This is a genomic window from Inhella gelatinilytica, assembly GCF_016093295.1.
GTDB classification, from domain to species: domain Bacteria; phylum Pseudomonadota; class Gammaproteobacteria; order Burkholderiales; family Burkholderiaceae_C; genus Inhella; species Inhella gelatinilytica.
Window position 1 is genome coordinate 218,397 of record NZ_JAEDAL010000003.1, and the last position, 25,165, is coordinate 243,561.

Consider the following 25,165-nt stretch of genomic DNA (forward strand, 5'->3'; position numbering starts at 1 on the left):
ATGCCCACACTGCGCGAGCGGGCCGCACTGCTGCTGTGGAGTGCGGTCCTGCGCTTGGCCGCGCCCGCGCTGCTTGCGCGTTGGTGGTGGCGGGGCCGGCAGGAACCAGGGTACCGCGTCAATCTATTGGAGCGACTGGGGTGTTACCGCCGTTCCACCCCAGCCGCGGGGTGGGTGTGGCTGCACGCGGTGTCTCTGGGTGAGACCCGGGCAGCCCAGCCGCTGATTGAAGCCCTGCGCCGTCGCGAGCCGGGGTTGCGGCTGCTGCTGACGCAAACGACGGCCACGGGGCGAGAGGCCGCGCAAACCCTGCTCCGCGACGGCGATGCGCTGGCCTGGTTGCCCATCGACACGCCGGGCGCGGTGGCGCGCTTTTATCGTCACTGGCAGCCGCGCTTGGGCCTCCTGATGGAAACCGAGGTGTGGCCCAATTTGCTGGCGTCCCCGCTGGCGCCCCCGATCCACCTCGTCAACGCTCGGCTGAGCGACAAAAGCCTGCGCCAAGGTCGCCGGTTTGCGGCGTTGCTGGGCGGTGCGGCGCGGCGATTGGCGGGGGCACAGGCCCAATCGCCCGCCGACGCGCGGCGACTCGTCGAAATGGGCGTCTCGCACGTCGAGGTGGCGGGCAATCTCAAGTTCGATGCCGAACCCGCCGCGAGCTTGGTGGCGCGAGGCCGTTCGTGGCGGCACGCCAGTACGCCCGTCCTGTTGGCGGCCATTACGCGCGAAGGGGAGGAGGAGGCCCTGCTGGCCGCTTGGCACGAGTTGCCGCAGCCGCGTCCGCGATTGCTGGTTGTGCCGCGGCACCCGCAGCGCTTCGAAGAGGTGGCCCAACTCTTGGGGGCCCCCGCGCGACGGTCGCAATGGGGCGATGGCGGCCCCGATGCTCAGGCGCAAACCCAATCGCTGTGGTTGGGCGACTCCATGCGAGAAATGCCGCTCTATTACGGGCTGGCGGATGTGGCGCTGCTGGGGGGCAGTTTCGGGCCCTATGGCGCCCACAACCTCATTGAGGCCGCAGCGTGTGGCTGCCCACTGGTGGTCGGGCCGAGTACCTTCAATTTCGCACAAGCCGCAGAACTGTCGATCGCGGCCGGCGCGGCGCGGCAGGTGGCCAGCGCCCGGGAGGCACTGAGCTTGGCTCAGCAGCTCCTCCAAGACAAAGCGGCCTTGCACACCATGCGCGAGGCCGCTCTAGCTTTCGCGGCGGCCCACCGCGGTGCCGCCGATCGCATGGCCGAGCGGGTGCTCGGCCCCGTCCCTCATCAGTCTTCGTTGCGATAGACCAACTTGATTTCGAGGGTTTCCTTCTGACCGGTGCCTTCGAACTTCCAACCCTTGAGGGCTTCGATCGAGGCCTTGTCAAACACGCGCTTGGGTTCGGCTTCGAGGATTTCCACATCGGTCACCGCCCCGTCCGGGCCAATGGTCAGTTTTGCCTTGACCGACCCCGCATTGATGCCCTTGCGCGCGGCCTCCGCTGGGAATTCCGGCGGGACTTTTTTCAGGACTTTCGGGCTGGCCATGGCCACTCCCAGGGCCATCATGAGCCCCACTGCCATCGCCCGAGCGAGCCATTTCATCGTTTCTCTCCTGTCGAATCAGTTGTGAGTTTTGAAGTACGCGACCGCTTGAACCAAACGGGCTGAGCTGTCCGTCAGGGCTTCGGCGTTGCGGCTGAGTTCGTTCACCAAGCCGGCATTTTGCTGGGTGCTGCGATCCAGTTCATTCATGGCTTGATTGACCACTTGAACCCCGCCCGCTTGCTCTTGGGCCGACAGGGAAATGTCTTCAATCAATTGGCCCATGTGATTGACTTCTTCCACCACCTCGCGAATGGTCGCACCGGCGTTATTCACCAGCGTGGTGCCGTTTTCGACCTTCACGGTCGATTCGCTAATCAGCACCTTGATTTCTTTGGCAGCTTCCGCTGCGCGCGAGGCGAGGGCGCGCACTTCCGAGGCCACCACCGCAAAACCCTTGCCGTGCTCGCCTGCGCGCGCGGCTTCGACGGCGGCATTCAACGCCAGGATGTTGGTCTGAAAGGCGATGCCGTCGATCACACCAATGATGTCGCCAATCTTGCGCGAACTCGCGCTGATTTCCTGCATCGTTCGCACCACCTGCTCCACCACAGTGCCACCGGTCGACGCCGAACTGCGAGCCTGTGAGGCAATGCTGGCTGCTTTGCGCGTCAGGTCGCTGGCGCCGCTGAGATTGGCGGCGATCTGCTCCACCGAAGCGGCTGTGGTCTGCAAGTTGCCGGCCGACCGCGAAGTGCGCTCCGACAGTTCATGGTTGCTGCCAGCGATGGCCTGGGCATTGGTCGAAACCTCGTGCGCCGCAGAGTTAACGCTGGCCAGCACGCCGGACAGGGCCTCCTGCATTTCACGCATGGAGCGCAGCATTTGGGCCATTTCGTCCGAGCCCTCACTGCGCACGTCGTGCGTCAAGTCGCCCGCCCGAATCGCTTCCGCCGTCCGCTGAGCTTCACGAACAGGGCGCATGATGGAGCGGGAGATCGCCCACCCCCCCCCAGCGCCGACCAAAACGGCGATCAGCACCAACCCAATGGTCATCATCATGGCCCGGTTGGCGACGGCCGAGCCTTGTTCCGCCAAATCGTGGGCGGCCTTGAATTGCAGGTCCACCATGGCCTTCAGGCTCTCTTGGAACGCGTTTTGCGCCGGGCGAATGTCGGCAATCAAACTTTCGCGGGCTTCGTCAGGGCTGCCGTCCTTTTGAATGCCCCGAAACTTATTGATCGCCGCCAGCAACTTTTCCTTGCGCTCGCGCATTTGATCCAGCAGGGCTTTCTCGTCATCGCTGGCTGAGGAGGACTCGAGTGCACCAAACTGTTTGTTCAAGTCGTCAAGGGCTGCATCCATGGCAGCTTTTTGCTTCTTGATCTGATTGGCGGAATCGAGCAACAGCAGGTCACGACTGGCCCGAGCGAGAACACTGATTTGGGCTTCAACGCCCTGGACCGCTGAAATCTTGACCAGACTGACATTGGCCGTTTGATCCAAATCCTTGGCCAGCCCAGAGGCACTTTGGGCCCCGTAGGCACCGATCAATACCAGTAACACGATGAGCAGGCCATAGCTCAGACCCAGCCGCTGGCCAATCCGCAATTGATTCAAGAAACTCATGAAGGCGATCCCATGAATGGGGGGAGACGGCGCACATGCTACCCAGGCTCTAGGCTGTTTTCCCCCGAGAAAGCCCTGGAAATGCGGGTTCTGTCACTGGTCCGGGGATTTTTGCAGCCCCGATGCAGCGAAACCGGGTTGTAACGTCGCTGGGCGGCCGGGGCGGGCGGGTGGTGCCAATGCGTATCGGGGGGACACCGCACAATCAAGGGACTTCGACAGCGGCGCCTGAGGCCCGGCCTTTTTTCTGCAAGGAGACGGTGATGGACGGAAACAAGCGATGGGTCTTGGCGGCGTTGGGCGCCGCGATGGGGCTGGGGGCCACTGACCCCGTGCAGGCCCAATCCGGTCCCAAAGAGAAGTGCTATGGCATTGCCAAGGCCGGCCAAAACGACTGTGCCAACCTGAGTGGCAAACACTCTTGCGCGGGGCAAGCCAAGGTGGACAACGCGCCTGACGAGTGGAAGTTTGTTCCCAAGGGTGAGTGCAAGAAGCTGGGCGGAATGTCCACCGAAGAGGCCAAGGCCAAAGCGGGCAAGTAAATCGTGGCGTTGGCCGGCGGGTGCGGCATCGGCTGGCGGCAGCCGCATTACCGCCAAGTGCTCGAAGACCTTCCCCGCTTGCCCTTCCTTGAGGTCCATTCCGAGAATTTTTTCGGGTCGGGTGGTGCCGCGCAGGCGCTGTTGCGCCAGGCGCGGCAGCATTACCCGCTGAGCCTGCATGGCGTGGGCCTGGGGCTGGGCTCGGCGGCGGGTGTGGACCCTGGGCATTTGAACCAACTGAACGATCTGGTGACCGCCGTCGAACCGTGGTTGGTTTCCGACCACGCTTGTTTTGGACGGGTGGCGGGGGTGGGCGGCTTCCAACACGCCGCAGACTTACTCCCCATTCCCTTTAGTGATCGCGGGTTGAACCTCCTGGCTGCGGCCGTGGATCAGGTTCAAGAGCGGCTGAAGCGCGTGATCGCCATCGAAAACCTGAGCGCGTATTTGGGTTGGGCGGAGGACACCTTGGAGGAGCCTGAATTTTTCAATGCGCTGACCCAGCGCACGGGCTGCCAACTCCTTTTGGACGTCAACAACCTCGTGGTGAATGCCCACAACCGGGGTTCCGCACGGGCGGGGTGTTGTCCCGAGGCCTGGGTACGGGCCCTGCGCCCAGGCAGCGTGGCCGAGATTCATGTGGCGGGTCACACCGTGCTGGCCGACGGGTTTGCGGTGGATGACCACGGCAGTCGGGTGCCGGAGCCAGTCTGGGCGCTGTATCGAGTGGCCATCCAGCACTTGGGGCCGGTGCCCACGCTGGTGGAGTGGGATCAAGCGGTGCCGGAGCTGGCGGTGTTGGTGGCCGAAGCGGCGCGGGCTGAGGCCGAAGCAAGGGCCGTGCTCCCATGACATCGCTCGAACACGCACAGAGCGCCCTGGTCCATCTCATCTGGGGCGACGGGATGGCGGATGCCGCGCGTGAGGCGGCATTGATTCAGGCGGGCATGGCCCCCGTGGGCCGGCACGGCGTATTGCGCGGGTTTTCGGCCTACCGGGAACATGCCAAGGCGCTGAGCGTCCGGGTGTTGAGCGCCGCGTTCCCGCGTCTAGAGGCGGTGCTGGGGCCGAATGATTTTTCTGGGTTGGCGTGGGCCTTTGCCAGGCGCCACCCACCCGGATGCGGGGACTTGAATGTCTGGGGCGCGGAGTTGCCGGTTTTTCTTGCGTCCCTGCCCGGCATGACGGACGACCTCCCCGCGCTGGCCCAACTGGACTGGGCTTTGCAGGCCTGCGGGCTCGATGCCGATGAACGGCCAGCGGGGGACCTGGCGGATCAACTCCGGGTCGGGGACGATGAACCGGTTCGACTGAGCATGCACCTGCGACGGTTTCATCTCCCCCTGGTCGCCTGGCCCGCCGCCGTCGTCGGTGGCGCGCCAGAGTGGGGCGAGTGCCATCCGGATGCATTGGTGTGGCGCGAGCATGGGCGCCCGTGCTGGGCCGGATTGCCCCGCAGTTGGGCGGCGTGGTTGGACGATCTGGCCTACGGCATGGCCTTGGGGGCCGCGCTGCGGCGGCAAGCCATGGGTTGCTCCAGTTTCGATGCGCGGTGCGCCCTCCAAACGGCTCTGGCGAGGGGGTGGATCGTGGGGACCGGGCCTGCGTTGGAATCGGGTGCCCGGTGACGGCCTTTGGGCGCTACTCGTTCGGTTTGAAACTGAGGATCAAACTGCTGGGGACTTGGCCGTTTTCATTGCGGGGCAAACGCTCCGTTTTTTCAACGGCGCGCAGCACCGCTTGGTCCCAACCGGGGTGTCCACTGCCCTTGGCCAGCCTGGCCGAAAGAATCAGGCCATCGGGTGCGCAGCGCACCTCGACTTCCGCCACCGGATTGCCCGCTACCGTCTCGCCGAACACAATGTTCGGGCGTACCCGCGCTTTGATCCGGCCTGCATAGTTGGACGCTGGGCCGCTGCTTTGCAGTGCTGTGCCGGTGGCCTGAGGCCCTCCAGATGCCCCCGCCATGCCTTGAATGCGCCGCAGGTTTTCCTGTCGCTGGACCTCGGCGCGGCGCTGGGCTTCGCGCTCACGGGCTTTCTCTTGCTCCTGAGCTTTGGCCTTGTCGCGCTCGGCGCGGGCCAATTCATCTTTGCGGCGCTGCTCGGCCTCGGCTTTTTCGCGTTTGAGCTTTTCAGCTTCGCGCCGCTCGCGCTCCAACCGTTCCAGTCGCTCCCGTTCGGCCTGTTCGCGTTTCTTCTTTTCTCGCTCAAGGGCGATGGCGGCGTCTGGCAGTGCTTCAGTCGGTAAGGGTTGGGGCTTGGCCTGCTGGGGCGGAGGCGGGGGCGGCGTGACGGGCTCGGGTTCTTCGGCGCGCGGTGCCGCCGCTTCCGGGATGGCGGACCACAACTCCGCCTCCAATGCGGGTTCAGCATGGCTGCGCCACGCAAGTCCCGCCTTGAGCGCGACAACGAGACCCAGGTGCGCCAGGACTGCCAAGGCCACGCCCCGTCCGAGTTCTGGACGGGGATCGGGGCGCAGGACGTGCACGCCAGCCATGGCTTACCGGCCCGTGGGTTTGACCGACAAGCCCACCCGCAAGACGCCGGCCGATTGCAGTTTGTCCATGACCTGAACCACGGTCTCGTACTGGACTTTGCGGTCCGCAGCAATGACAACGGGGATGTTGGCATTCCCGCCCTGTGCTGACTTGACCCGCGAGACCAAGGCACTCAGGTCCAGGGCCTCGGGTTCTTCCTTGTCACGTTTGAACTTCAGCTTGCCCTGGGCATCGATCAGCACCTGCAGCACCTGTTCCGGCTGCGCCCGGCTCTTGCCCACGCTGGGCACGTCCACCAGCCCGGTCGTGATGAGCGGGGCACTGACCATGAAGATGATCAACAGGACCAACATCACGTCGATGAACGGAACCATGTTGATCTCGTTGATGGTGCGGCGGCGTCCGCCTCCCCGTTGGGCCATCGCAGGCATGGCTTACCCCTGCTGCGGCGCCGGGGCGCTGACATTGCGTTGCAGGATGTTGGAGAACTCTTCGATGAAGGTTTCCAAGGTGATGGCGCTGCGGTCAATCTGGCGCGCAAACCGGTTGTAGGCGATCACAGCCGGGATGGCCGAAAAGAGACCAATTGCGGTTGCGACCAGGGCCTCTGCAATGCCAGGGGCCACCGTGGCCAGCGTCACCTGCTGCAAATTCGACAGCCCCACGAAGGCGTGCATGATGCCCCAGACGGTGCCGAACAGGCCCACGTAGGGCGAAACCGAGCCCACCGAGGCCAGGAACGACAGGTGTGACTCCAGTGCATCCATTTCGCGCTGATAGCTGGCCCGCATGGCGCGGCGGGCGGCGTCGAGCATGGCGCCTGGGTCGGTCATGCGGCGTTCCCGCAGCTTCAGGAACTCGCGCATGCCCGAGGCAAAGATGCGTTCGAGCGGCGCACCCTGCGGCTTGTTGTGCACGGCGGTGTACAGGTCGTTGAGATTGCGCCCACTCCAAAAGTCCTGCTCGAAGGCTTCGTTGGCCCGCTTCACTTTGGCCAGGCCAAAGAGCTTGCTGAAGATGACGCTCCAGCTGGCCACCGATACCAACAACAAAGCGGCCATCACCAGTTGAACAACCAAGCTGGCCTGGGCCACCAGCGCGAAGATCGAGAGGTCTTGATTCATGGAGTCGAAGGGGCCAATAGCGTGGATATCGCGGGCGGGAGCCGCATGGGGCGCAGGGTTTGGGCATTGACACAGGCTGCGTGCACATCGGCCTGCAATAGGACCTCATCACCGCGGCGAATGTCTTGTGCGAAACACAAGCGCACGCGATCCAGCGTGGCGAGCCGAGCGGAGATGGTAATCAGGTCATCCAAGCGGGCCGGCTTGAGGTACCGCGCGTGCACTTCGGTCACCACAAATTGGCAGCCGGGGTCCTGGCGCAGGGATTCTTGGTGGACGCCCAGGCTGCGTAGCCACTCGCTCCGCGCGCGTTCCAGGAACCGCAAGTAGTTGGCGTAGTACACGACGCCGCCGGCGTCGGTGTCCTCCCAAAACACCCGTTGGGTCAGCGTGAACACGTCAGATCGGGCTTCTCAACCGCGAGGGCGAGGGGCTTGACGAGCCGCTTGCACTTCGGCCTGCCGCACCTGCGCGGCCACGCGGTCCAGCACTCCGTTGACGTACTTGTGGCCATCGGTGCCGCCAAAGCCCTTGGCCAATTCCACGGCCTCGTTGATGACGACCTTGTAGGGCACGTCCAAGCAGTGGTGCAACTCGTACGCGCCAATCATCAGCGCGGCGTGCTCGATGGGGGAGAGGTCTTTGGTCGGGCGATCCACGTGGGCCGCCAAGGCGCCATCAAGCGCTGCCGCCTCCCGAATGCAGCCGTGCAGCAGCAAGTCCAGATGAGCTTGATCGCACTTGTGATAGGCCGCTTGGTCTCGCAAATGGGCATCGATCGCGCCGGCATCGTCGCCTGTGAGCAGCCACTGATAGAGGCCTTGCAGCGCCACCTGGCGCGATTGGCGTCGGGCTTGTCGGGTCTTGGTGGGCGCAGCGGTCACAGGGATTCTCCGTTTTGATGAGGAGCCAGCCGCTCCACCAGGCGCGCCATCTCCACGGCGACTTGAGCGGCTTCACGCCCTTTTTCAACGCGAGCCCAAGCCTGCGCTTCGTTTTCGACCGTCAGGATGACATTGGCGATGGGTAGGTGATGGTCCAAGCCCACCCGCGTTACCCCAGCGCCACTTTCGTTGGCCACCAGTTCAAAGTGATAGGTTTCCCCGCGAATGACACAGCCCAACACCACCAGCGCATCCACCTGGCCTTGACGCGCCAAGGCCTGCAATGCCAAGGGCGCTTCCAATGCCCCTGGAACTTCTTCTCGGGCCACCACACGGGCCCCCAGGCGCGTCAGTTCGGTTTCGCACGCTTGTTGCAAGGCCGAGGTCAACGCGTCATTGAAGCGGCAGCGCACCAAGCCGATCCGAAGTCCATCCCCCCGGACTTCCTGAGTTCCGCGATCAGCGTGCTGCATGCGAGCCCTCTTTGGCGACGAAGCCGGTGACTTCCAACCCGAAGCCTGCCATGCTGGGCATGCGCCGCGGGCTGCCGAGCAGCCTCATGCGGTGCACCCCAAGGTGGCGCAAGATTTGGGCGCCGACACCATAAATTCGGACATCCCCCACGCTGCCAGCCGGCGCCTGTGTTGCGGCACCAAACTGGGCACTCAGGTCTCCCGAGCCCACATTGAGCAAAACGGCGACGCCGGCTGGGCTTTGGGCCAGCTCTGCCAAAGCCGCGTCCAAGGGCCACGAGTGGCGGGCGCTGTCGACTTCCAGCACGTCCAGAACCGACAGGGGCTCGTGAACACGGACCGGTACCTCCTCGGCGACCGTCCAGCTCCCTTTGTGCAAGCTCAGGTGTTCGCCGCCGCTGCGGTCGCGGTACAGCGTCGCGGTGAAGGAGCCGTGGCGGGTGGTGAGCGGGCGCTGGTGCACCACGTCAATCAAGGTCTCATGACGGCTGCGGTATTCGATCAGGCTGGCGATGGTGCCGATCTTGAGCCCATGTTCTGCGCAGAACTGCTCCAAGTCCGGTAGGCGGGCCATGGTGCCGTCGTCGTTCATGATTTCGCAGATCACCGCTGCGGGGCTCAAGCCCGCCATGCGGGCCAAATCACAACCCGCTTCGGTGTGCCCGGCGCGCATCAAAACGCCGCCGTCTTGGGCCTGCAGCGGGAAGATGTGACCGGGTTGCACCAAGTCCTGGGGCTGGGCGTCGGCAGCCACGGCGGCTTGGACCGTGCGGGCGCGATCTGCTGCGGAGATGCCCGTGGTGACGCCCGTTGCTGCTTCAATGGACACGGTGAAGGCCGTGCCGTGCTGCGTGCCGTTGCGGCGGGTCATGGGCGGCAGCTGCAGTCGCTCGCAACGCTCCTTGGTCAGCGTCAGGCAGATCAAGCCACGGCCGAACTTGGCCATGAAGTTGATGGCTTCGGGCGTGACACAGTCTGCCGCGAGAACCAAGTCACCTTCGTTTTCACGGTCTTCGTCGTCAATGAGAACGACCATACGGCCGGCGGCCAGTTCGGCGACCAGTTCGGGGATGGAGGACATGGGCATAGGGGCGCGATTCTAGTCGGGCGCCCCCGGGGAGACCCTGAGTGGCGTGCCTAGCGCCGAGGCCTCAGTCGCAGGCGCAAGTCGTCACCCACCGGATGCACGTCCATCCAGTGCCAGCGGCCGGCGTCGTCAAGGGGGCTGGGCCGAAGGGTTTCAAGGCAAGGCAGGCCGGCTCCCAGGATGCGAGGGGCTACATACAAGAGCACCTCATCGATGGCATTCGCTTCAAAAAAGCTGCCATTGAGCCGGGCACCGGCTTCAACATGGACTTCGTTCATGCCGAGCGCGCCCAGTTGCGCCAAAACTGGCATGACGGGCAAGCGGCCTTGGGCATCGAGTGCCATCGATTCAAGCTGGGCGCCGGCGTCGCGGAGCGACTGTGCGCGCTGGGCATCGGCCTCTAGGCCATGGAATACGCGCAGCGCACCGGGGGCGTGGAGCAGGTTCGCATCGGGCGACAAGTCCAAGCGAGCGTCCAACAAGACGCGCAACGGCTGCTTGGCAATGGGGAGACGGACGTTGAGCCTTGGGTTGTCTGCCCGTGCCGTGCCGATGCCCGTGAGCAAGGCACTGGCGCGGCGCCGCCAGCGCTGCGTGTCTTCGCGTGCGGCAGGCCCGGTGATCCATTGACTGTGACCATCCGGGTGGGCGGTCCGGCCATCGAGGCTGGCGGCCCACTTCAACCGCACAAAGGGACGCCCCGTTCGCATGCGGGTCAGAAAACCAATGTTGAGCTCCGCGGCTTCGGCGGCACACGGCCCGACCTCGACGTCGATTCCCGCCGCACGAAGCCGCGCGAGGCCCTGACCGGCCACCAGGGGGTTGGGATCTTCGAGTGCCACGACGACCCGCTGCAGGCCCGCTCGGACGAGTGCATCGCAGCAAGGCGGCGTTCGCCCGTGATGGGCGCAGGGCTCCAGCGTGACATAGGCGGTGGCAGCTCGTACGTCTTCCCCCCGGGCTTCGGCGTCCTGCAGCGCCATCACCTCCGCATGCGGCCCCCCTGCGGCCTGCGTGTGGCCTTGCCCCAGCAGACGGCCGGCTGAATCAACGATCACGCAGCCGACGCGGGGATTCGGATCGGAGAGACCAATGGCGTGGTGCGCCAACTGAAGCGCCGCCTGCATGGCGGCTTCCGGTTGAGCCACGGGGAAGAAACTGGCGAGGGGTGCGGTGGTCAAGCCCATTCGATCAGTCTAGGGCTACAGGGCGTGTGCGGACCGGGCTCACGCGGTTGGAGCGCCGTCAGGGCGACGCGGGAGGTGCTCCCGGGCCCGCAGGCGACAGGCGCTCGCGCGCGCTGAGTCGGGCGTCGGGAAGCGGCGCCACCTGTGCCAGGTGCAAGTGGTGGGTCACGCCCGTTGCGTCTTGCCAGAGCACCTGACCCCGCACCAAACGGCCCGCCACACCGCCCTCGTCGGTCTCCAGCGTGACCGTCAACTCGAGCCCTTGCGGCATATCGGGGGCAGGCATGTGGCTCGGGTCCAGCGCATGGGCCAAGGCCTGCTGCAAGTGGTGGGTTGCCTGCGCCACCTGCCTTGATTGGGTCGCGCCGCGTTGAACCTGGGCCTGCACCGCGGACAGCCCGAGAAGTCCGACGGAACTGATCAGGAGTGCCATCAAGGCTTCGAGCAGGGTCACCCCCCGACAGGAATGGGTGGGGCGGGGGCTCATGTTGACTCCCGTCCGCCCGGGAAGCGGACCCAACGCCCCACGTGTCGCGCGAGCGAGGTCAGATGCTGCGGTGTGGCAACGACTTGGGTGGGGCCGGCAAACACCCAGTCCCCAGCCGACAACAAGCCGCCATGAAGTTCGCCCCCGCCCACCCACTGGCCGCCCGCTGCCGCTACCAATAGCCCGTGATGGACCAGGGGCGCCCCCACGGTCACGGCGCCGGAGGCCACAACCAAGATCGGGCGATCGGGGCGCCCCAGCGTGACGGGTCGGCCGATGGTCAACGGCCCATCGACCCAGATCAAGCGTTCACCCTGGGCCACACGCTGCACCAAGGCATCGGCGCAGTCGTCCGCGCAGCGCAGCGGCTGGAGTTGCAACAGGCTCGGGAACTCAGCCGGGGACACGCCCAGCCAGGGCATGAGGAAATCCTGGGCGTCTTGCGGGGCGGTGCTGCTGTCAAGCTGTACCAAGGTGTCGGCGGGAATGCCGGGCGGCGCGATCAGGTTCTGAGCGGCAGATTCCCATGGGGCACCCACGCGAATCCAGGGGCCAATGGCGGTTGCGCTTTCGATCCGGACGCCGGCATGGGTGGAGAGTCGTCCTTGGATGGACAGGGCAACGCCCGGCGTGTTGGCCAGCGCGCTGACCCAACGCACTTGTTCGCTGATCCGGGCTGACGCCACCAGACCCACGTCCGCTGCGGGCACTGAGGCCGCGCAAACGGTGTCGACTCGCGTGCAGGCTTGGGCCCGGAGTCTCAGGCCCTGCGAACTGGGGCTCAAGCGCAACTGAACCGTCGCAGCGTGGTCCGCCCCGGGGTCGGTGGCTTCGCCTGATTCCGGTTGTCCGGGGCAGGCGCACTGCCAAGACCCCTGCGTGCCCAGGCGGCAATGCAAGGCAACCGCCTCGGCGTCTGTCAATTTGAGCGACCATGCGCCGTTGGCAGTGGGGTCCAGCCACAGTTCCCGAGCGCTCAACCCGGACGGCGAGCAGCCGGGCCATCCTGACTCGCGATTGAGGAGTTGGTGAAGGGTCCGAAGGCCGTTTTCTGCGGCCGTCTGGGCACGTACCCATTCGAGGTCGAGTTGCACCATGCGTTGGGCCAGCACTTCGTGGCGCTGGGCGTACACCGACATCAGGGCGGCGCCCAACAGCAGGGCCAGAACCGAGACGAGCGTGGCCAGGCCGCGCTGGGAACGTGCGGTCTGTGGTGTCATGGGCAAACCGGGGTCAACAGAATCGGGGGGAGGGCGAGGGCCAAGGTGCGCGACTCCATCACGTGGGGGTCGCCGCGAACGTGGGCCTCCATCTGAAGGCGAACGTGGCGTTCCACCAGTGTCGGCGTGGCTGCGCAGGCCCCTGTTTCGTGCACCGGGTGACTGGGGTGATGCTCAATTTGGAGATCGAAACGGCGCACGTGAAGCAGAGACCGATCCGTCAGCGGTTGGAACCCGCCATCGTTAACCCGCATCTCGAGCTGCCCCTCTCGCAGTCGAACGGCGCGGAGTTGAACCGTCCCTTCTGTGCTGTCCGGTAAGCGGTGGCGTAGGTTGAGGGTTGGAGGCTCGGGGGAGATATACACGGTCCCCTCCGGTCCGTAGGCTTCGGCTTCCGCCAGACCGATGCCCGCGCGTTGCACTTCGCGTTCCAGAATGCGCAGCGTCGCGCGCACCTCGTCCTGCAAGCGCAATTGCAGGTGGGTGTTCCGGTGCGTTTGGGCTTGCCCCAGGGTCAGGCTGCTGGCGCCCCCCAGGACAAAGAGCCCCACAAAAGTACCCATCAGCAGCTCCAGCACGCTGACGCCGCATTGACGGACTCGGCTCAGCCGCCCCGCGCGCATACCGTACCCTGATCGAGGGGAGTGACGAACGGCTTTCATTGGGGCCAGCACTCGCGCTGGGTGTCAAAGCCACTGGCCGCCTGCGCACCATGGACCAGGTGGCCCCGCGTGCTGACAAGATGAAACGAGGCGCAGGTCCCGTCGTGGGACTGTGGGCTGCTGCTGAGGGCTTGGATTGTCAAGCGGTAGCCCTGCGCGTCACCCGACTGAAGCCGCGCTTCGTAATGCCCCCGGGGTGACACCGCGCGGACACCGTACGGCTGCAGCAAGCCCAGGGCATCGGCATACCGACGATGCTGTAGGTAGTGCGCAGATTGCGCCGCTTCAATTTGTTGGGCCAGTTGGTGCGCGTCGGCACGCCGGCCTTTCTGGGCCGCCGCGGTCCAGGAGGGCAGGGCCATCCCGGCCACCGTTGAGCCCAAGGCCATAGCGACTGTGAGTTCAATCAGACTCACCCCCCGACCCTTGTGCGTTCTGCGTTGCATGGTTCCTCTCCTGGACTGAATCAAGCGGCACACGCTGGTGCGTTGTAGAGCGACCGGTGGGTGACGCAGGTGCGAACCCGCCCTGTCAAGGCCACCACTTGGTCCCCACGTTCGCCGTCCGGTGCAGCAATCGAAAAGGTCGCAGTGGGGGTGACCGTGGCGTAGCGGGGCTCGAAGCGAAGGGCGCTGGCGGTCGCGCTCAAGCGCAAGCGAGACGTTGCGGGCACGTCGTGGGTTTTCAGGACCTGAGCTTCATCAAGGCACTGTGCGGCCCCACCGACTTGGCAGCTGCAGGCCTGCTGGGGCCCGGCAAACAGGATGTAGCAGCTGCCGGCGGTCGAGTGGTTGACCCGCAGCTGGATGGGTTGATGGCCACTGAGCGCGAGTTGGCGCGCCCACTGCAGATCGGACTGCACGGATTCCAGGTGTACCCGGTGGCGCACCCGCAGCAACCATCGGTCCAGCGCCGGTGCGGCGATGGCCATCACGAGGCCCAGGATGGCCAAGGCCACCAGGGCTTCGACCAGGGTGAAACCTGCCTGGCGGTGTGATCGATCCATGGTGCGCTCCCCTCCTGTTGTGGAATGGGCGCACTCTAAGAATGGAAAAGGGGGACGTCAGGCCCCCCAAAACGGGGCCCCCTTTTGAGGGGGCCGTGGGATCCGCGGGGCCCGAACGGGGCGGTGCCTAGATTTCTCCAATCAATTGCCGGAACTCATCGATGTCCTCGAAGTTCCGATACACCGAGGCAAAGCGCACATAGGCCACCTTGTCGATGCGCTTGAGTTCGCGCATCACCAACTCCCCCACGCGGGTGGAGCTGATCTCGCGTTCACCCAGGGTGAGCAATTGGGTTTGAATGCGCTCGATGGCACTTTCCACTTGCTCGGAACTCACCGGCCGCTTGCGCAGCGCCAGCATCATCGAAGCCCGGAGCTTGGTCGGGTCAAAGTCGGCCCGGGTGCCATCTTTCTTGACCACCAGGGGCAGGGCAATTTCTGCCCGCTCGTAGGTGGTGAAGCGCTTGTCGCAACCGTGACAGCGCCGCCGCCGGCGCACCACATCCCCCTCGTCGGACTCGCGCGTCTCGACGACCTGGGTTTCGGTGTGGGCGCAAAACGGGCAGCGCATCAGGAGCAGCGGGACTTAGGCGTAGACCGGGAAGGACTTGGCCAGTTGAGCGACCTCGGCCTTGACCCGCTCCAGCACCGCTGCGTCTTGCGGCGCAGCCAACACGTCGGCAATCAGATTGCCCACCTGGCGCACCTGCTCTTCGCGGAAGCCCCGCGTGGTCATGGCCGGCGTGCCAAGGCGAATGCCGCTGGTGACCATGGGCTTTTGCGGATCGTTCGGAATCGCGTTCTTGTTGCAGGTCATGTGGGCCGCGCCGAGCAGGGCCTCGGCTTCCTTGCCCGTCAGGTTCATCGGGCGCAGGTCGACCAGCATGACGTGGCTTTCCGTACGGCCCGAGACGATGCGCAGGCCGCGGGCGGTCAGCGTTTCGGCCAACACCTGGGCGTTCTTCACGACTTGTTCTTGGTAGGCCTTGAAGTCCGGCGAGGCCGCCTCCTTGAAGGCCACAGCCTTGCCCGCGATCACGTGCATCAGCGGGCCGCCTTGGAGACCGGGGAAGACGGCGCTGTTGATTTTCTTGGCGATGGCCTCGTCATTCATCAAGATGACGCCCCCGCGCGGCCCGCGCAAGCTCTTGTGCGTGGTCGACGTGACCACGTCGGCATGCGGCACGGGGTTGGGGTAGACGCCTGCGGCGATCAGGCCGGCGTAGTGCGCCATGTCCACCATCAGGTAGGCGCCCACCGCCTTGGCGACCTTGGCAAAGCGTTCGAAGTCGATGCGCAGGCTGTAAGCCGAGGCGCCGGCGATGATGAGCTTGGGCTTGTGCTCGTGGGCCAGACGCTCCATGGCGTCGTAATCAATGGCCTCTTCGGCATTCAGGCCATAGCTCACGACCTTGAACCATTTGCCGCTCATGTTGAGCGACATGCCGTGCGTCAGGTGGCCGCCCTCGGCCAGGCTCATGCCCAGGATGGTGTCGCCCGGGTTCAGCAGAGCCAGAAACACCGCCTGGTTGGCCTGCGAGCCGCTGTTCGGTTGCACGTTGGCGAAATTGGCGCCATAGAGCTGCTTGAGGCGATCGATGGCCAGCTGCTCGGCCACATCGACATACTCGCAGCCGCCGTAGTAGCGTTTGCCGGGGTACCCCTCGGCGTACTTGTTGGTGAGTTGGCTGCCTTGGGCTTGCATCACCGCGCGCGAGGTGTAGTTCTCACTGGCGATGAGTTCGATGTGGTCTTCCTGGCGCTGGGTTTCGTTGGCGATGGCGGCCCAAAGTTCGGCATCCGCTTGCGGCAGGTCGAGGCGGGAGAGGGTGATGCTCATGACGGTGTCAGGTCAAGGGTGTGGGCCCGCGCACACGGGAGCCGTGTTGCGGGTGGCCCAGGCGAACGGCACGAAGCGGGCTCAGCCCGGCCGCGCTTCCCGGTGGAAACCCACCTCTGGGGCACAGCCCCTTGATCGCCAGTAACGCAGCGCGGGCAGTGTAGCGGCGCCAGGCTTCGTGCTCAGGATTGCGCGACTTGCTGCGGCGTGTGGGATGCCGGTGCCGCGGGGCGGTTGGCATTCCAGGGGCCGCTGCGGGGGCCCAACAGCGCCTTCAGTTGCTCTTGCTCGGCAAGTACCCGGGCGGCGTAGCCGTTGTCCTCGTCCGGATTGACGGCGCCAACGTAGCAGCGTAGGCCCTCGTTGACTCCACCGGCGCGCTGGATGCACTCCTTGAGCACCTGCACGCCCACCTTGAGGTTGGACACTGGATCCAGTGCGGCGCGCTGCCCACCAAACGCTTCAAATTTGTCGTCATGCACGCGGGTCATGACCTGCATCAAGCCCTGAGCCCCCACCGGGCTTTGGGCGAACGGATTGAATGAGGACTCCACCGCCATCACGGCCAGCACCAGGGTGGGGTCGATGCGGGCTCGCTCTCCCGCTTGCCAGGCTTCGAGCACCAAGCGTGCCATGGGTTCCAGCGCCACTTTGTAGCGTCGTGACAAGTGGGACGCCAGCGTCGCCTGGCTTCGATTCAATTCCGTCAGGTCGGCCGCGGTGACCCGCTGCGCTGCTTCCGGTTCGGGGACCGGAACAACCTCCGCATGCCCCTCCAGCACTCGCGCATCGTGGCGGGCGCTCAACCAAGCCAGGGCCCGCAACTCCAGCCCCGTGCGTAACTCTGGATGGGTGCCAAACAGCAGTGCAATGGAAACAGCACCCAGCCCCAGCAGCGCCAGGGTGTTGTGGCTGACCACCATCAGGCCATGGCCCACATCCTGGACAAAAAGATGCGTGCTGTGGACGAAGCGAGTCAACGCGTGGTGGAGCCAGGTGGTTCGGGTCATGCGCAGAGGAGTGGTCAATGAGACACTGGATGCCCGATGGGCAGCCTGGTCACTCCAGAGTCGAAAGACGTGCATTGTCGGGGTAGCCAAATAACTGGTCAAACATATAGACGCGGCGTTCTATTCAAAAATGAACTATTCGGATTTGCGGGGATTCCTGGAACTTCTGGAAAAACAGGGCGACTTGCGGCGAGTTGATGCGCCGGTATCCCCGGACTTGGGCATGACGGCGTTGAGCGATCGTGTGCTCCGTGCGGGGGGGCCGGCTTTGTGGTTTTCACATCCCAGTCAGGGGGATCGGCCGGTGCTGACCAATCTGTTTGGTACGGTGCGACGGGTGGCGCTCGGCATGGGAGCGGATGACCCCCGAGCCTTGCGCCAAATCGGGGAAGTGCTGGCCCGTTTGAAAGAGCCCGAACCGCCCAAGGGCTTGCGGGACGCCGGTCAACTGTGGGAGATGGCGCGCACGGTTTGGCAAATGCGACCGGCGGTGGTGAGTCGCCCCGTGTGTCAAGAGGAGGTGATCGAGGGAGCGGAGCTGGACCTGCGCAGATTGCCGATTCAGCGCTGTTGGCCTGATGACGCCGGCCCGCTCCTCACCTGGGGTTTGGTCATCACGCGAGGGCCGCAAAACGTACCGAACCCGCGCTTGCGTCAAAACCTCGGGATTTACCGCCAGCAACTGATTGGACCGCGCCAATTGATCATGCGGTGGCTGGCTCACCGGGGTGGCGCACTGGACTTCCGCGCGTTCCGGTTGGCCCATCCGGGGCAGGCGTTTCCAATCGCAGTGGCGCTGGGCGCTGACCCGGCAACCACCTTGGGCGCGGTGACGCCCGTGCCCGATTCGCTCTCCGAATACCAGTTTGCGGGCTTGCTGCGCGGGGCCCGAACCGAAGTCGCTCAGGCTCAAGTGGGCGAGGGCGGCTTGGCGCTACAAGTCCCAGCAACCGCCGAAATGGTGCTGGAGGGGCACATCCCGCCCGCGGAACGCGGGTGGCAAGGAATGAGTGAGATGGGCATTCCGTTAAAAGAAATGGATGGCTACCTGCATGCCCTGGAGGGGCCGTTTGGCGACCACACGGGGTATTACAACGAGCGGGACTGGTTCCCAGTCTTCGAGGTGCAACGCCTAACGCAGCGCCGAGGGGCTTTCTATCACTCGACGTACACGGGCAAGCCGCCTGACGAACCGGCCGTCTTGGGCATGGCTCTGAATGAGGTGTTCGTGCCCCTGCTGCAAAAGCAGTTCCCGGAAATCGTTGACTTCTATCTGCCACCGGAAGGCTGCAGCTACCGGATGGCCCTGATCTCCATCCGCAAGGCCTATGCAGGCCATGCCAAGCGCGTGATGCTGGGGTTGTGGAGCTATTTGCGCCAGTTCATGTACACAAAGTTCATTGTGGTCACGGACGACGATGTGAACATTCGCGATTGGGCGGATGTCATGTGGGCCATCACCACCCGGGTCGACCCGGTGCGTGACACCGTGCAGGTGAACCACACGCCCATCGACTACCTCGACTTTGCGTCGCCCGTCAGCGGCCTGGGCGGAAAGATGGGGCTGGATGCCACCAACAAATGGCCGGGTGAAACCGACCGCGAGTGGGGGCGCGTGATCCGCATGCCAGAGAGCGTGACGCGTGACGCTGAATTGCTGTACCTAAGCTTGTTTCAATCGCCTCGTCAAGCGGAAAAGTCCTAGGAATTCGAGCTTGAAGCGGCGGGGTGCAGCGCCTAATGTTGGACCGCCTCAGAGGAGGCATACCCCAAAGGCGCAGTCTCTGCGCGCCAGGAGCCCGGCGGTATCCCCCGTCGAGCCCCAGAGGTGGCATCTGGCCACCACCCCCCTCCCGGCCGTTCGGTCGGGAGGGGTTTCTCTTTCTGGCTATCCTGCGATCTTTGTGGGCAAAAAAGGGCGCGCAATGGCAGGCATGGACCTGATTACTTTAGGCGGGGGCTGTTTTTGGTGCCTGGACGCCTGTTTTCGTCGCTTGCGCGGGGTGACGGCGGTCGAGTCCGGTTTCAGTAACGGGCACGTGTTGTCGCCCACCTATGAGCAAGTGTGCTCGGGCTTGACGGGGCATGCCGAGGTGGTGCGGGTGCATTTCGATCCGGACATCATTTCTTTGGCTTCGTTGCTCGAAGTCTTTTTCGTGATTCATGACCCAACCCAAGTGAACGGGCAAGGTGCTGATTTGGGGCCCCAGTACCGGTCAGGGATCTATGTCCACAGCGCGGCACAAGAGGCCATCGCCCGTCAGGTTTTGAATGAGGTGCAGCAGGCCCTTGCGGGCCGGGTGGTGACGGAATTGGCCTTTGAGCAAGGCTATACCCCGGCCGAGGCGGTTCACCAGGGCTACTTTGATGCGAACTCAGAGGCTGGCTACTGCACCTTCGTGATCGAGCCCAAACTACAGAAGTTTCAAGCCCGTTTCCGCAGTCTGCTCCGTGAAGATGCCTGATTTGATGGCCTGGCAAGACCTGGTGTGGCATCGCCCCCAGGGCCCTCGCCTCGGGTTCGGTTCCGGGGCCATTGGGGCGGGCCAGCACCTCCTTATTCAAGGGGCGTCCGGCTCAGGGAAAAGCAGTTTTTTAGCCCTGCTGTCCGGTTTGCAAACCCCCACCGAAGGCCGGGTTCAATTGCGGGGTGCTGAATGGACTGCCCTGACGCCCGCCGCGCGGGATGCGTGGCGCGCCCAGCATGTCGGTTTGATGCCCCAGATGCTGCATCTGGTGGACGGGTTGACCGTTTGGGAGAACCTCGCGTTGCCCTTTTGGGTGGTCGATGCCCAGGTCGATGGCGCTTGCATCGAAGCGACGGCCCATCGATTGGGCTTGGAAGGCTTGCTGCGCCGTCGAGCGGATCAAGTCAGTGGCGGACAACGTCAGCGTGTGGCCCTGGCGCGGGCTTTGGTTCGTCGCCCGGCGGTGCTGATGCTGGACGAACCCAGCAGCAGTCTGGACGATGACGCCACCGCACGGTGGCTGGGCCTGGTGCATGAGTTGGTCCAGGAACAAGGGGTGAGTGTGGTGGTGGCCACCCACGATGCCCGCGTGGTGCAAGCGGCCAAGCACTGGCCCGGCATGAACGTCCTCAGGTTGCCCGTGGATTCGGCGGCGAACGCATGAGCCTCAAACGATGGAAATTGGCGTGGCGTCTGCTGTGGACGCGCCCGGTTATGACGGGCCTACACGTCTTGCTTTTGGCGCTGGGGTGGGCCACCGTCACGCTGGTCCTGCTGCTCGGTGAACAGGTCGAGCGTCGCTTGCAGCGGGACTTGGCGGGGGTGGACTTGGTGGTTGGCGCCAAGGGTAGCCCCCTTCAAATCGTGTTGGCGGGGCTTTTCCACATCGATGCTCCGACGGGCAATATTCCGCTGGATACGGTTCAGCGCTTGAGAAAAAACCCACTGGTACAAGACGTCTGGCCCCTTTCCATGGGCGACAGCATCCAGGGCTGGCGCATCGTGGGCGCCGAGGCGACGTATCTGAATCTCCAACAGGCGCAGCTGTCTGCAGGCCGCGTCTGGTCCGGCCCCATGGAGGCTGTGCTGGGGGCGACGGTGGCTCGTCAACTGGGGCTGGGTTTGGGGGCCGTCATCAAGGGCAGTCACGGACTTGGAGCGACTGCATCAGAGCATGCGGACGCCTATCACGTTGTGGGCGTGTTGCGGCCTTGTGGGTGCGCGATGGACCAACTGGTGCTGACGGACTTGACCTCCATTTGGCAGGTTCACGAGGAGCATCACGGCGAGTCAGCGGGCGAAATCGAACCCGAGCATCACGCCGATGACAGCGCGCGGCCTCGTGAGGTAACGGTGGCTTTGGTGCGTTATCGCAGCCCTCTGGGTGTAGCGTTGGTGCCGCGCACGGTGCAGGCTGAACCCGGTTTGCAGGCGGCTTCGCCCGCCCTTGAAAGTGCACGGTTGATGCGGGTGATGGGGGTGGGTCGGGAGGTCCTGCAAGTGGGCGGTTTCGCGCTGCTGGCCTCTGCTGTGCTGTCGGTGCTCATCGCTTTGCTCACGGTGGCCCGTGAGCGGCAAGCCGATTGGGCGTTGTTGCGCATGTTGGGGGCCACGCCGCGGTGGTTGGTTGGGGTCATGGTGGCGCAATCCCTGGGGCTTGCGGGCCTGGGCCTGGGCTTGGGGTGGGCCTTGGCGCACGGAATTCAGGGGATTCTGGCGACCGTGCTGCAGCAGCGGAACTTGGCCCTGCTGGACCCGACGTACTTCTCCGTGACGGAGCTGGGTCTGGTGCTGGCTGGGGTCGGACTGGCGCTTGTGGCGGCGGTGCTGCCCGCTTGGCGCGTATTGCGGGCCGACGTGCTGAGCTTGCTTCAGTCACGGCACTGAAGAAAGCGGACAATCTTCCCATGCGTGTTCTCTTGTTGGTCGTTTTGTTGCTTGCCGGGATGCGGGTGGCGGCCCAACCGGCCGGCGATGGAAATCCGCCCGTGGGTCAAGGGGCGGGCGTGCACGATCCTCGCAGCCCCTTCAAGCCCTTGGAGGAGCGCGCGGGTGTCCTGAGTTGGGCGCAGCTGTCGGCGGTGACCGCGAAGATTGAAAACAAAAAAGTGGTGGCCACGTTTTCTCCGGCCATCGCCGCACTGCATCAGCAAAAGGTGAAAGTGCAGGGATTCATGCTGCCGTTAGAACCCGGCGAACGGCAATCCCATTTCCTGCTATCTCGAGTGCCCACCGCCTGCAGTTTTTGTGTGCCCGCGGGGCCGGAGGGCTTGATTGAGGTGCGCACCACCGCCCCCGTGCGCTATTCCCTGGAGGCCGTTACCGTAGAGGGCATCTTGGCGGTGCTCAAAGAGGATCCCTATGGCCTCTTTTATCGCGTCGTGGAGGCGCGGCAGGTGCCATGAAATTGTGGGGCGTTTCACGCCGACCGCTGCCGGCCTGGGGTGCGTGGGCGCTGATCGTCGTTGTCTTGGCCGTGCGCCAGCTTGTGCTGGTGCATGGATTGGCGCACCCCGGGGCCCGAGTCGAGGCGGCCAGCTTCGCTGGGCACACCGTGGGCGACCTGACTTGCGAAGCCTTGGATCACCTCGGGGCCGGGGAAGGAACGCTGCCCAAGCTTCAAGCCCTGGGGCCTGACGCTCCAGCGCTCGGTGTTGGTTGGCGTCAGGCCTCCGAACCCATTCCGGCCCCAACCTGGCGCAGAAGCGCGCGGGGCCCACCGCAGGCTTGAGAAGCTGAACGAACAGCGGTCCAGTCGCCGCTGCCTTTCCCTTTCTCCTGTTTGGGGCTGTCAGTGCGCGGCCCCCGCCCTGCCATGCATTACGTTTCCAAATCCCGGGTCGCGATGGCCTGCGCTCTAGCCATCCTTCCGTCGCTCGCCCAATCCCAGACACCACCTCAATCGGAGGCCAGCTTGCAGCCGGTCATCCTGACCGGCAACCCGCTGCGGAGCGCCCAGGCCGAAGCCTGGGTGACTCGACTGAGCGCGGACGAGCTGGCGAGTCGCCGCGGCCAAACCCTCGGCCAGTTGTTGGATGGACTGCCGGGCGTCAGTTTGACGGCGTTCGGCCCCCTGGCCTCTCGTCCGGTTCTCCGCGGACTGGATGGGGACCGATTGCGCGTGCTCAGCAACGGTGGTGCCGCGATGGATCTATCCGCCTTGTCACCCGACCATGCGGTGGCGCTCGATCCTTTGGTGGTGGAGTCGATCGAAGTGGTGCGTGGCCCCGCTGCGTTGCTGTACGGCGGCAATGCCATGGGGGGCGTGGTGAACACCCTGGACCAGCGAGTGCCCAAAGGCGGTAGCCGGGGCGCCGTGGCTGAACTGCGTTCAGGCGGGGCGGGCAATGACCGCCAGGCTGCCGCCGTGCTGGATTGGGGCCCGGGGCCCGGGCGCAGCGGTTGGGCGTGGCATGCCGATGTCAGCCGCCGTTTAAGCGAGGAACAGGCTGCCGCGCGTCACGAGGTGGCCGGGGAATGGTTGGATCGGGTCCGCAACTCAGATGGTTCGCAACGGGCTGTCGCATTGGGTGGCGGTTGGGTCGGTCGTGAAGGTTTTGCGGGTTTCAGCGTGGACCGTTTTGATGCCGAGTACGGTTCGGTGGCTGAGGCGGCCGTTCGGCTCGGCATGGCCCGGCAGCGATGGGCCCATGAGGGTGAGTGGCAACTCGATTGGGCGGGCATCAAAACCTTGCGGTGGCAACTGGCTAGCACACGCTATCGCCATGCGGAACTGGAGGAGGGGGCGGTGGGGACCGAGTTCCGCCTCCGCGGCGGTGACGCTCGGGTCGAGGCGGAGTGGAAGCCCGTCGGGGCCTGGCAAACGGTCCTGGGTGCACACACTGACCAGCAGACTTTTGAAGCCCTGGGCGACGAGGCTTTTGTGCCCACGACGAAAACCCGGCAACGGGCCGTCTTCGGTCTGGCTCAATGGACTGGGGCGGCCTGGGAGTGGTCGCTGGGCGCACGTGCCGAGGGGGTTCGGATTGCCAGCGAAGGCGATACGCCGGCTACCCAGGGGCGCTTTGGGCCTCAAACCGCTCGCAAATTCCAACCCCTCAACACCGCTTTACAGGGTGTGTGGCGGGGCGGGGCCGCATGGCGTGTGCAGTGGCAGGGTACCTTGGCTCAGCGAGCCCCCAGCGCGACCGAACTGTTCGCCAATGGCCCCCATTTGGCCACGGCCGCGTGGGAGCGGGGTGATGGAGGACTGGGACTTGAGAGCGCGCGGGGGCAGGAGCTCGCCTTCATTTGGGAGCCCGGCTCGACCCGAATCCAGGTCAATGTGTTCCAGCAACGGTTCAGCGACTTCATCAGTCTGCAAACCACGGGTGTGGAACTTGAGGTGGACGAAGCGACCTTGCCGGAAATGCAGTTCCGAGCGGTGCCCGCCCGTCTGCGTGGTTTTGAGGCCCAGTTGCAACACCGGTTCAAGGCCTGGGACTGGCAGTGGAAAGTCCAGGCGGGGCTAGACCGCGTGGTGGGGCAGCAAACGGACACGGGAACCGCTTTGCCACGCCTAGCGCCCGGCCGGCTCAGCCTGAGGCTGTCGGGCCAACAGGGTCCGTGGTCCGGCCAGATCAGTTGGCGCCGCATTCAAGCCCAGAACCGTGTGGCGGTTGGGGATGAACCAACGCCGGGCTATGCCGCCGCGGACCTGGAAATGGCCTATCGCTTCACTTGGTTGGGTTCAGAGAGTCAGCTCGCAGTCAAAGTGCAAAACGTGGGCGACGCCCTGGGCTACAACGCCGTCAACGTTTTGACCATTCGCGATCGAACCCCCATCGCGGGACGCAATGTGCAACTGCGCCTGGGCATTGTTCTCTGACTAGGGCGCCAGCCGCTCGCACACCCACTGCCCGTCAGCCTCCATCCGGTAGCGCAGGCGGTCGTGTAGGCGGCTGGGTCGGCCGGCCCAGAACTCCCACCGATCAGGCTTCAAGCGGTAGCCCCCCCAATGCGGGGGACGCTTCGGGTGCAAACCCTGGGTGGCTGCGACCTTGGCCGCATTGGCGACCAGCACGCTGCGACCGCTGATGACCTGCGACTGGGGGCTGGCCCACGCCCCCAGGCGGGAGTCCAGCGGGCGGCTGGCGTAATACGCATCGCTTTCGGACTCAGAAACCTTGTCGACGACGCCCTCAATTCGAACCACACGTTCCATGGCCACCCAGTGGAACTGCAAGGCCGCCCAGGGGTGCGCCGCCAGTTCAGTGCCCTTTCGACTCCCATAGTTCGTGTACCAGACCAGCCCCCGCGCGTCGAACTCTTTGATGAGCACGATGCGCGTCGAGGGGCGTCCGTCAGGGCCCACGGTCGCCAGGGTCATGGCATTGGGCTCCTGGACTTTCGCTGCCAGGGCCTCGTCGAACCAGAGGCGGAATTGATCGAGCGGATCGGGAGCCGCATGCTCCTCATCCAGGGAGCCCCGCTCGTAGCTCAGGCGCATGTCGGACAACCAGTTCATGGGTTTGAGTATCGAGCAAACACCTAATGGAAGGCCCCATAGGGCACTTGGGCGAT

30 protein-coding genes and 1 riboswitch are annotated in these 25,165 nt (G+C 64.8%); of the genes, 11 read left to right on the plus strand and 19 right to left on the minus strand.

The window, feature by feature from the left end:
- The gene (locus I7X43_RS08900; protein WP_198100584.1) at positions 1-1,284 is read left to right on the plus strand and encodes a 3-deoxy-D-manno-octulosonic acid transferase; all 1,284 of its coding nucleotides are present in this window, start codon (positions 1-3) and stop codon (positions 1,282-1,284) included.
- Here the strand turns inward: I7X43_RS08900 and I7X43_RS08905 are convergent.
- Both I7X43_RS08905 and I7X43_RS08910 read right to left on the minus strand, forming a co-directional pair.
- Positions 1,266-1,583 (minus strand): energy transducer TonB, encoded by a 318-nt coding sequence (locus I7X43_RS08905; RefSeq protein ID WP_198100585.1) that lies wholly within the window; start codon positions 1,581-1,583, stop codon positions 1,266-1,268. The two genes, I7X43_RS08900 and I7X43_RS08905, sit on opposite strands and share 19 nt — an antisense overlap.
- An 18-nt stretch (positions 1,584-1,601) precedes the next feature.
- Complete coding sequence (locus I7X43_RS08910; protein WP_198100586.1) at positions 1,602-3,152, minus strand: methyl-accepting chemotaxis protein; 1,551 nt, start codon at positions 3,150-3,152, stop codon at positions 1,602-1,604.
- Positions 3,153-3,415: 263 nt separating this feature from the next.
- Here I7X43_RS08910 and I7X43_RS08915 point away from each other — a divergent pair, with 263 nt between their 5' ends.
- Genes I7X43_RS08915 through I7X43_RS08925 form a run of 3 tightly spaced genes read left to right on the plus strand, consistent with a single transcriptional unit; the run spans position 3,416 to position 5,322 of the window.
- Positions 3,416-3,694 carry a BufA1 family periplasmic bufferin-type metallophore gene (locus I7X43_RS08915; protein ID WP_198100587.1) on the plus strand — a complete coding sequence of 93 codons (279 nt, stop codon included), beginning with the start codon at positions 3,416-3,418 and terminating at the stop codon, positions 3,692-3,694.
- Between the two features lie 3 nt (positions 3,695-3,697).
- A complete protein-coding gene (locus I7X43_RS08920) occupies positions 3,698-4,546 on the plus strand; it encodes an MbnB/TglH/ChrH family RiPP precursor modification enzyme (protein WP_310737544.1) in 849 nt (282 codons plus the stop codon).
- Positions 4,543-5,322 carry an HvfC/BufC family peptide modification chaperone gene (locus tag I7X43_RS08925; RefSeq protein ID WP_198100588.1) on the plus strand — a complete coding sequence of 260 codons (780 nt, stop codon included), beginning with the start codon at positions 4,543-4,545 and terminating at the stop codon, positions 5,320-5,322. The genes I7X43_RS08920 and I7X43_RS08925 overlap by 4 nt, the downstream gene beginning before the upstream one ends.
- Positions 5,323-5,335: 13 nt before the next feature.
- Here I7X43_RS08925 and tolA read toward each other — a convergent pair whose 3' ends face one another.
- The 16 genes from tolA to I7X43_RS09005 all read right to left on the minus strand — a co-directional run bounded on the left by tolA (position 5,336) and on the right by I7X43_RS09005 (position 17,174).
- On the minus strand, positions 5,336-6,184 hold the full coding sequence (gene tolA, locus I7X43_RS08930) for a cell envelope integrity protein TolA (RefSeq protein WP_310737545.1): 849 nt from the start codon (positions 6,182-6,184) through the stop codon (positions 5,336-5,338).
- Positions 6,185-6,196: 12 nt separating this feature from the next.
- A complete protein-coding gene (gene tolR, locus I7X43_RS08935) occupies positions 6,197-6,625 on the minus strand; it encodes a protein TolR (RefSeq protein ID WP_198100590.1) in 429 nt (142 codons plus the stop codon).
- A gap of 3 nt (positions 6,626-6,628) precedes the next feature.
- Entirely contained in the window at positions 6,629-7,318 is a 690-nt protein-coding gene (tolQ, locus tag I7X43_RS08940; protein ID WP_198100591.1) for a protein TolQ, read from the minus strand.
- On the minus strand, positions 7,315-7,716 hold the full coding sequence (gene ybgC / locus I7X43_RS08945; protein WP_198100592.1) for a tol-pal system-associated acyl-CoA thioesterase: 402 nt from the start codon (positions 7,714-7,716) through the stop codon (positions 7,315-7,317). Before ybgC ends, tolQ begins: the two co-directional genes overlap by 4 nt.
- Positions 7,717-7,731: 15 nt before the next feature.
- Complete coding sequence (gene nusB / locus I7X43_RS08950) at positions 7,732-8,208, minus strand: transcription antitermination factor NusB (RefSeq protein WP_198100716.1); 477 nt, start codon at positions 8,206-8,208, stop codon at positions 7,732-7,734.
- Positions 8,199-8,675, minus strand: coding sequence for a 6,7-dimethyl-8-ribityllumazine synthase (ribH, locus tag I7X43_RS08955; RefSeq protein WP_198100593.1), 477 nt, complete (start codon positions 8,673-8,675; stop codon positions 8,199-8,201). The genes nusB and ribH overlap by 10 nt, the downstream gene beginning before the upstream one ends.
- Entirely contained in the window at positions 8,662-9,762 is a 1,101-nt protein-coding gene (gene ribBA, locus I7X43_RS08960; RefSeq protein ID WP_198100594.1) for a bifunctional 3,4-dihydroxy-2-butanone-4-phosphate synthase/GTP cyclohydrolase II, read from the minus strand. The genes ribH and ribBA overlap by 14 nt, the downstream gene beginning before the upstream one ends.
- 50 nt (positions 9,763-9,812) lie before the next feature.
- Positions 9,813-10,949 (minus strand): bifunctional diaminohydroxyphosphoribosylaminopyrimidine deaminase/5-amino-6-(5-phosphoribosylamino)uracil reductase RibD, encoded by a 1,137-nt coding sequence (gene ribD / locus I7X43_RS08965; protein ID WP_246480286.1) that lies wholly within the window; start codon positions 10,947-10,949, stop codon positions 9,813-9,815.
- 58 nt (positions 10,950-11,007) lie between these two features.
- Positions 11,008-11,436 carry a type IV pilus modification PilV family protein gene (locus I7X43_RS08970; RefSeq protein WP_198100595.1) on the minus strand — a complete coding sequence of 143 codons (429 nt, stop codon included), beginning with the start codon at positions 11,434-11,436 and terminating at the stop codon, positions 11,008-11,010.
- Positions 11,433-12,656: a hypothetical protein gene (locus tag I7X43_RS08975; RefSeq protein ID WP_198100596.1), complete on the minus strand. Its 1,224-nt coding sequence runs from the start codon at positions 12,654-12,656 to the stop codon at positions 11,433-11,435. Before I7X43_RS08975 ends, I7X43_RS08970 begins: the two co-directional genes overlap by 4 nt.
- Positions 12,653-13,219 carry a hypothetical protein gene (locus I7X43_RS08980; RefSeq protein ID WP_198100597.1) on the minus strand — a complete coding sequence of 189 codons (567 nt, stop codon included), beginning with the start codon at positions 13,217-13,219 and terminating at the stop codon, positions 12,653-12,655. The genes I7X43_RS08975 and I7X43_RS08980 overlap by 4 nt, the downstream gene beginning before the upstream one ends.
- A 95-nt stretch (positions 13,220-13,314) precedes the next feature.
- A complete protein-coding gene (locus I7X43_RS08985; RefSeq protein ID WP_198100718.1) occupies positions 13,315-13,764 on the minus strand; it encodes a type IV pilin protein in 450 nt (149 codons plus the stop codon).
- A gap of 20 nt (positions 13,765-13,784) precedes the next feature.
- Positions 13,785-14,324, minus strand: a complete 540-nt coding sequence (locus I7X43_RS08990) for a GspH/FimT family pseudopilin (RefSeq protein WP_198100719.1) — start codon at positions 14,322-14,324, stop codon at positions 13,785-13,787.
- Positions 14,325-14,451: 127 nt separating this feature from the next.
- The gene (gene nrdR, locus I7X43_RS08995) at positions 14,452-14,895 is read right to left on the minus strand and encodes a transcriptional regulator NrdR (RefSeq protein WP_198100598.1); all 444 of its coding nucleotides are present in this window, start codon (positions 14,893-14,895) and stop codon (positions 14,452-14,454) included.
- Between the two features lie 15 nt (positions 14,896-14,910).
- Positions 14,911-16,164 carry a serine hydroxymethyltransferase gene (gene glyA, locus I7X43_RS09000; protein WP_198100599.1) on the minus strand — a complete coding sequence of 418 codons (1,254 nt, stop codon included), beginning with the start codon at positions 16,162-16,164 and terminating at the stop codon, positions 14,911-14,913.
- Positions 16,165-16,212: 48 nt separating this feature from the next.
- A riboswitch (ZMP/ZTP riboswitch) is annotated at positions 16,213-16,320 on the minus strand.
- Positions 16,321-16,346: 26 nt separating this feature from the next.
- Positions 16,347-17,174, minus strand: coding sequence for a lytic transglycosylase domain-containing protein (locus tag I7X43_RS09005; RefSeq protein WP_198100600.1), 828 nt, complete (start codon positions 17,172-17,174; stop codon positions 16,347-16,349).
- Between the two features lie 130 nt (positions 17,175-17,304).
- Here I7X43_RS09005 and I7X43_RS09010 point away from each other — a divergent pair, with 130 nt between their 5' ends.
- The 7 genes from I7X43_RS09010 to I7X43_RS09040 all read left to right on the plus strand — a co-directional run bounded on the left by I7X43_RS09010 (position 17,305) and on the right by I7X43_RS09040 (position 24,470).
- The gene (locus I7X43_RS09010; protein WP_198100601.1) at positions 17,305-18,879 is read left to right on the plus strand and encodes a UbiD family decarboxylase; all 1,575 of its coding nucleotides are present in this window, start codon (positions 17,305-17,307) and stop codon (positions 18,877-18,879) included.
- A 229-nt stretch (positions 18,880-19,108) separates the two neighbouring features.
- On the plus strand, positions 19,109-19,639 hold the full coding sequence (msrA, locus tag I7X43_RS09015; RefSeq protein WP_246480287.1) for a peptide-methionine (S)-S-oxide reductase MsrA: 531 nt from the start codon (positions 19,109-19,111) through the stop codon (positions 19,637-19,639).
- Positions 19,632-20,306 carry an ABC transporter ATP-binding protein gene (locus I7X43_RS09020; RefSeq protein WP_246480315.1) on the plus strand — a complete coding sequence of 225 codons (675 nt, stop codon included), beginning with the start codon at positions 19,632-19,634 and terminating at the stop codon, positions 20,304-20,306. Before msrA ends, I7X43_RS09020 begins: the two co-directional genes overlap by 8 nt.
- Complete coding sequence (locus I7X43_RS09025) at positions 20,303-21,529, plus strand: ABC transporter permease (protein WP_198100604.1); 1,227 nt, start codon at positions 20,303-20,305, stop codon at positions 21,527-21,529. The genes I7X43_RS09020 and I7X43_RS09025 overlap by 4 nt, the downstream gene beginning before the upstream one ends.
- A gap of 20 nt (positions 21,530-21,549) precedes the next feature.
- Complete coding sequence (locus tag I7X43_RS09030) at positions 21,550-22,047, plus strand: DUF3299 domain-containing protein (RefSeq protein ID WP_198100605.1); 498 nt, start codon at positions 21,550-21,552, stop codon at positions 22,045-22,047.
- Positions 22,044-22,373 carry a hypothetical protein gene (locus tag I7X43_RS09035; RefSeq protein WP_198100606.1) on the plus strand — a complete coding sequence of 110 codons (330 nt, stop codon included), beginning with the start codon at positions 22,044-22,046 and terminating at the stop codon, positions 22,371-22,373. The genes I7X43_RS09030 and I7X43_RS09035 overlap by 4 nt, the downstream gene beginning before the upstream one ends.
- A 183-nt stretch (positions 22,374-22,556) precedes the next feature.
- Positions 22,557-24,470, plus strand: a complete 1,914-nt coding sequence (locus I7X43_RS09040) for a TonB-dependent receptor (protein ID WP_198100607.1) — start codon at positions 22,557-22,559, stop codon at positions 24,468-24,470.
- Here the strand turns inward: I7X43_RS09040 and pdxH are convergent, their stop codons facing one another.
- A complete protein-coding gene (gene pdxH / locus I7X43_RS09045; protein WP_198100608.1) occupies positions 24,471-25,109 on the minus strand; it encodes a pyridoxamine 5'-phosphate oxidase in 639 nt (212 codons plus the stop codon).
- Positions 25,110-25,165 lie beyond the last annotated feature (56 nt).

Bases quoted from the DNA above. Each gene is read 5' to 3' on its own strand.
- I7X43_RS08900 (WP_198100584.1), top strand. From the start codon at position 1: ATGCCCACACTGCGCGAGCGGGCCGCACTGCTGCTGTGGAGTGCGGTC.
- I7X43_RS08905 (WP_198100585.1), bottom strand. From the start codon at position 1,583: ATGAAATGGCTCGCTCGGGCGATGGCAGTGGGGCTCATGATGGCCCTG.
- I7X43_RS08910 (WP_198100586.1), bottom strand. From the start codon at position 3,152: ATGAGTTTCTTGAATCAATTGCGGATTGGCCAGCGGCTGGGTCTGAGC.
- I7X43_RS08915 (WP_198100587.1), top strand. From the start codon at position 3,416: ATGGACGGAAACAAGCGATGGGTCTTGGCGGCGTTGGGCGCCGCGATG.
- I7X43_RS08925 (WP_198100588.1), top strand. From the start codon at position 4,543: ATGACATCGCTCGAACACGCACAGAGCGCCCTGGTCCATCTCATCTGG.
- tolR (WP_198100590.1), bottom strand. From the start codon at position 6,625: ATGCCTGCGATGGCCCAACGGGGAGGCGGACGCCGCCGCACCATCAAC.
- tolQ (WP_198100591.1), bottom strand. From the start codon at position 7,318: ATGAATCAAGACCTCTCGATCTTCGCGCTGGTGGCCCAGGCCAGCTTG.
- ribH (WP_198100593.1), bottom strand. From the start codon at position 8,675: ATGCAGCACGCTGATCGCGGAACTCAGGAAGTCCGGGGGGATGGACTT.
- ribBA (WP_198100594.1), bottom strand. From the start codon at position 9,762: ATGCCCATGTCCTCCATCCCCGAACTGGTCGCCGAACTGGCCGCCGGC.
- ribD (WP_246480286.1), bottom strand. From the start codon at position 10,949: ATGGGCTTGACCACCGCACCCCTCGCCAGTTTCTTCCCCGTGGCTCAA.
- I7X43_RS08970 (WP_198100595.1), bottom strand. From the start codon at position 11,436: ATGAGCCCCCGCCCCACCCATTCCTGTCGGGGGGTGACCCTGCTCGAA.
- I7X43_RS08975 (WP_198100596.1), bottom strand. From the start codon at position 12,656: ATGACACCACAGACCGCACGTTCCCAGCGCGGCCTGGCCACGCTCGTC.
- I7X43_RS08980 (WP_198100597.1), bottom strand. From the start codon at position 13,219: ATGGGTACTTTTGTGGGGCTCTTTGTCCTGGGGGGCGCCAGCAGCCTG.
- I7X43_RS08985 (WP_198100718.1), bottom strand. From the start codon at position 13,764: ATGCAACGCAGAACGCACAAGGGTCGGGGGGTGAGTCTGATTGAACTC.
- I7X43_RS08990 (WP_198100719.1), bottom strand. From the start codon at position 14,324: ATGGATCGATCACACCGCCAGGCAGGTTTCACCCTGGTCGAAGCCCTG.
- nrdR (WP_198100598.1), bottom strand. From the start codon at position 14,895: ATGCGCTGCCCGTTTTGCGCCCACACCGAAACCCAGGTCGTCGAGACG.
- glyA (WP_198100599.1), bottom strand. From the start codon at position 16,164: ATGAGCATCACCCTCTCCCGCCTCGACCTGCCGCAAGCGGATGCCGAA.
- I7X43_RS09005 (WP_198100600.1), bottom strand. From the start codon at position 17,174: ATGACCCGAACCACCTGGCTCCACCACGCGTTGACTCGCTTCGTCCAC.
- I7X43_RS09010 (WP_198100601.1), top strand. From the start codon at position 17,305: ATGAACTATTCGGATTTGCGGGGATTCCTGGAACTTCTGGAAAAACAG.
- msrA (WP_246480287.1), top strand. From the start codon at position 19,109: ATGGACCTGATTACTTTAGGCGGGGGCTGTTTTTGGTGCCTGGACGCC.
- I7X43_RS09020 (WP_246480315.1), top strand. From the start codon at position 19,632: ATGCCTGATTTGATGGCCTGGCAAGACCTGGTGTGGCATCGCCCCCAG.
- I7X43_RS09025 (WP_198100604.1), top strand. From the start codon at position 20,303: ATGAGCCTCAAACGATGGAAATTGGCGTGGCGTCTGCTGTGGACGCGC.
- I7X43_RS09030 (WP_198100605.1), top strand. From the start codon at position 21,550: ATGCGTGTTCTCTTGTTGGTCGTTTTGTTGCTTGCCGGGATGCGGGTG.
- I7X43_RS09035 (WP_198100606.1), top strand. From the start codon at position 22,044: ATGAAATTGTGGGGCGTTTCACGCCGACCGCTGCCGGCCTGGGGTGCG.
- pdxH (WP_198100608.1), bottom strand. From the start codon at position 25,109: ATGAACTGGTTGTCCGACATGCGCCTGAGCTACGAGCGGGGCTCCCTG.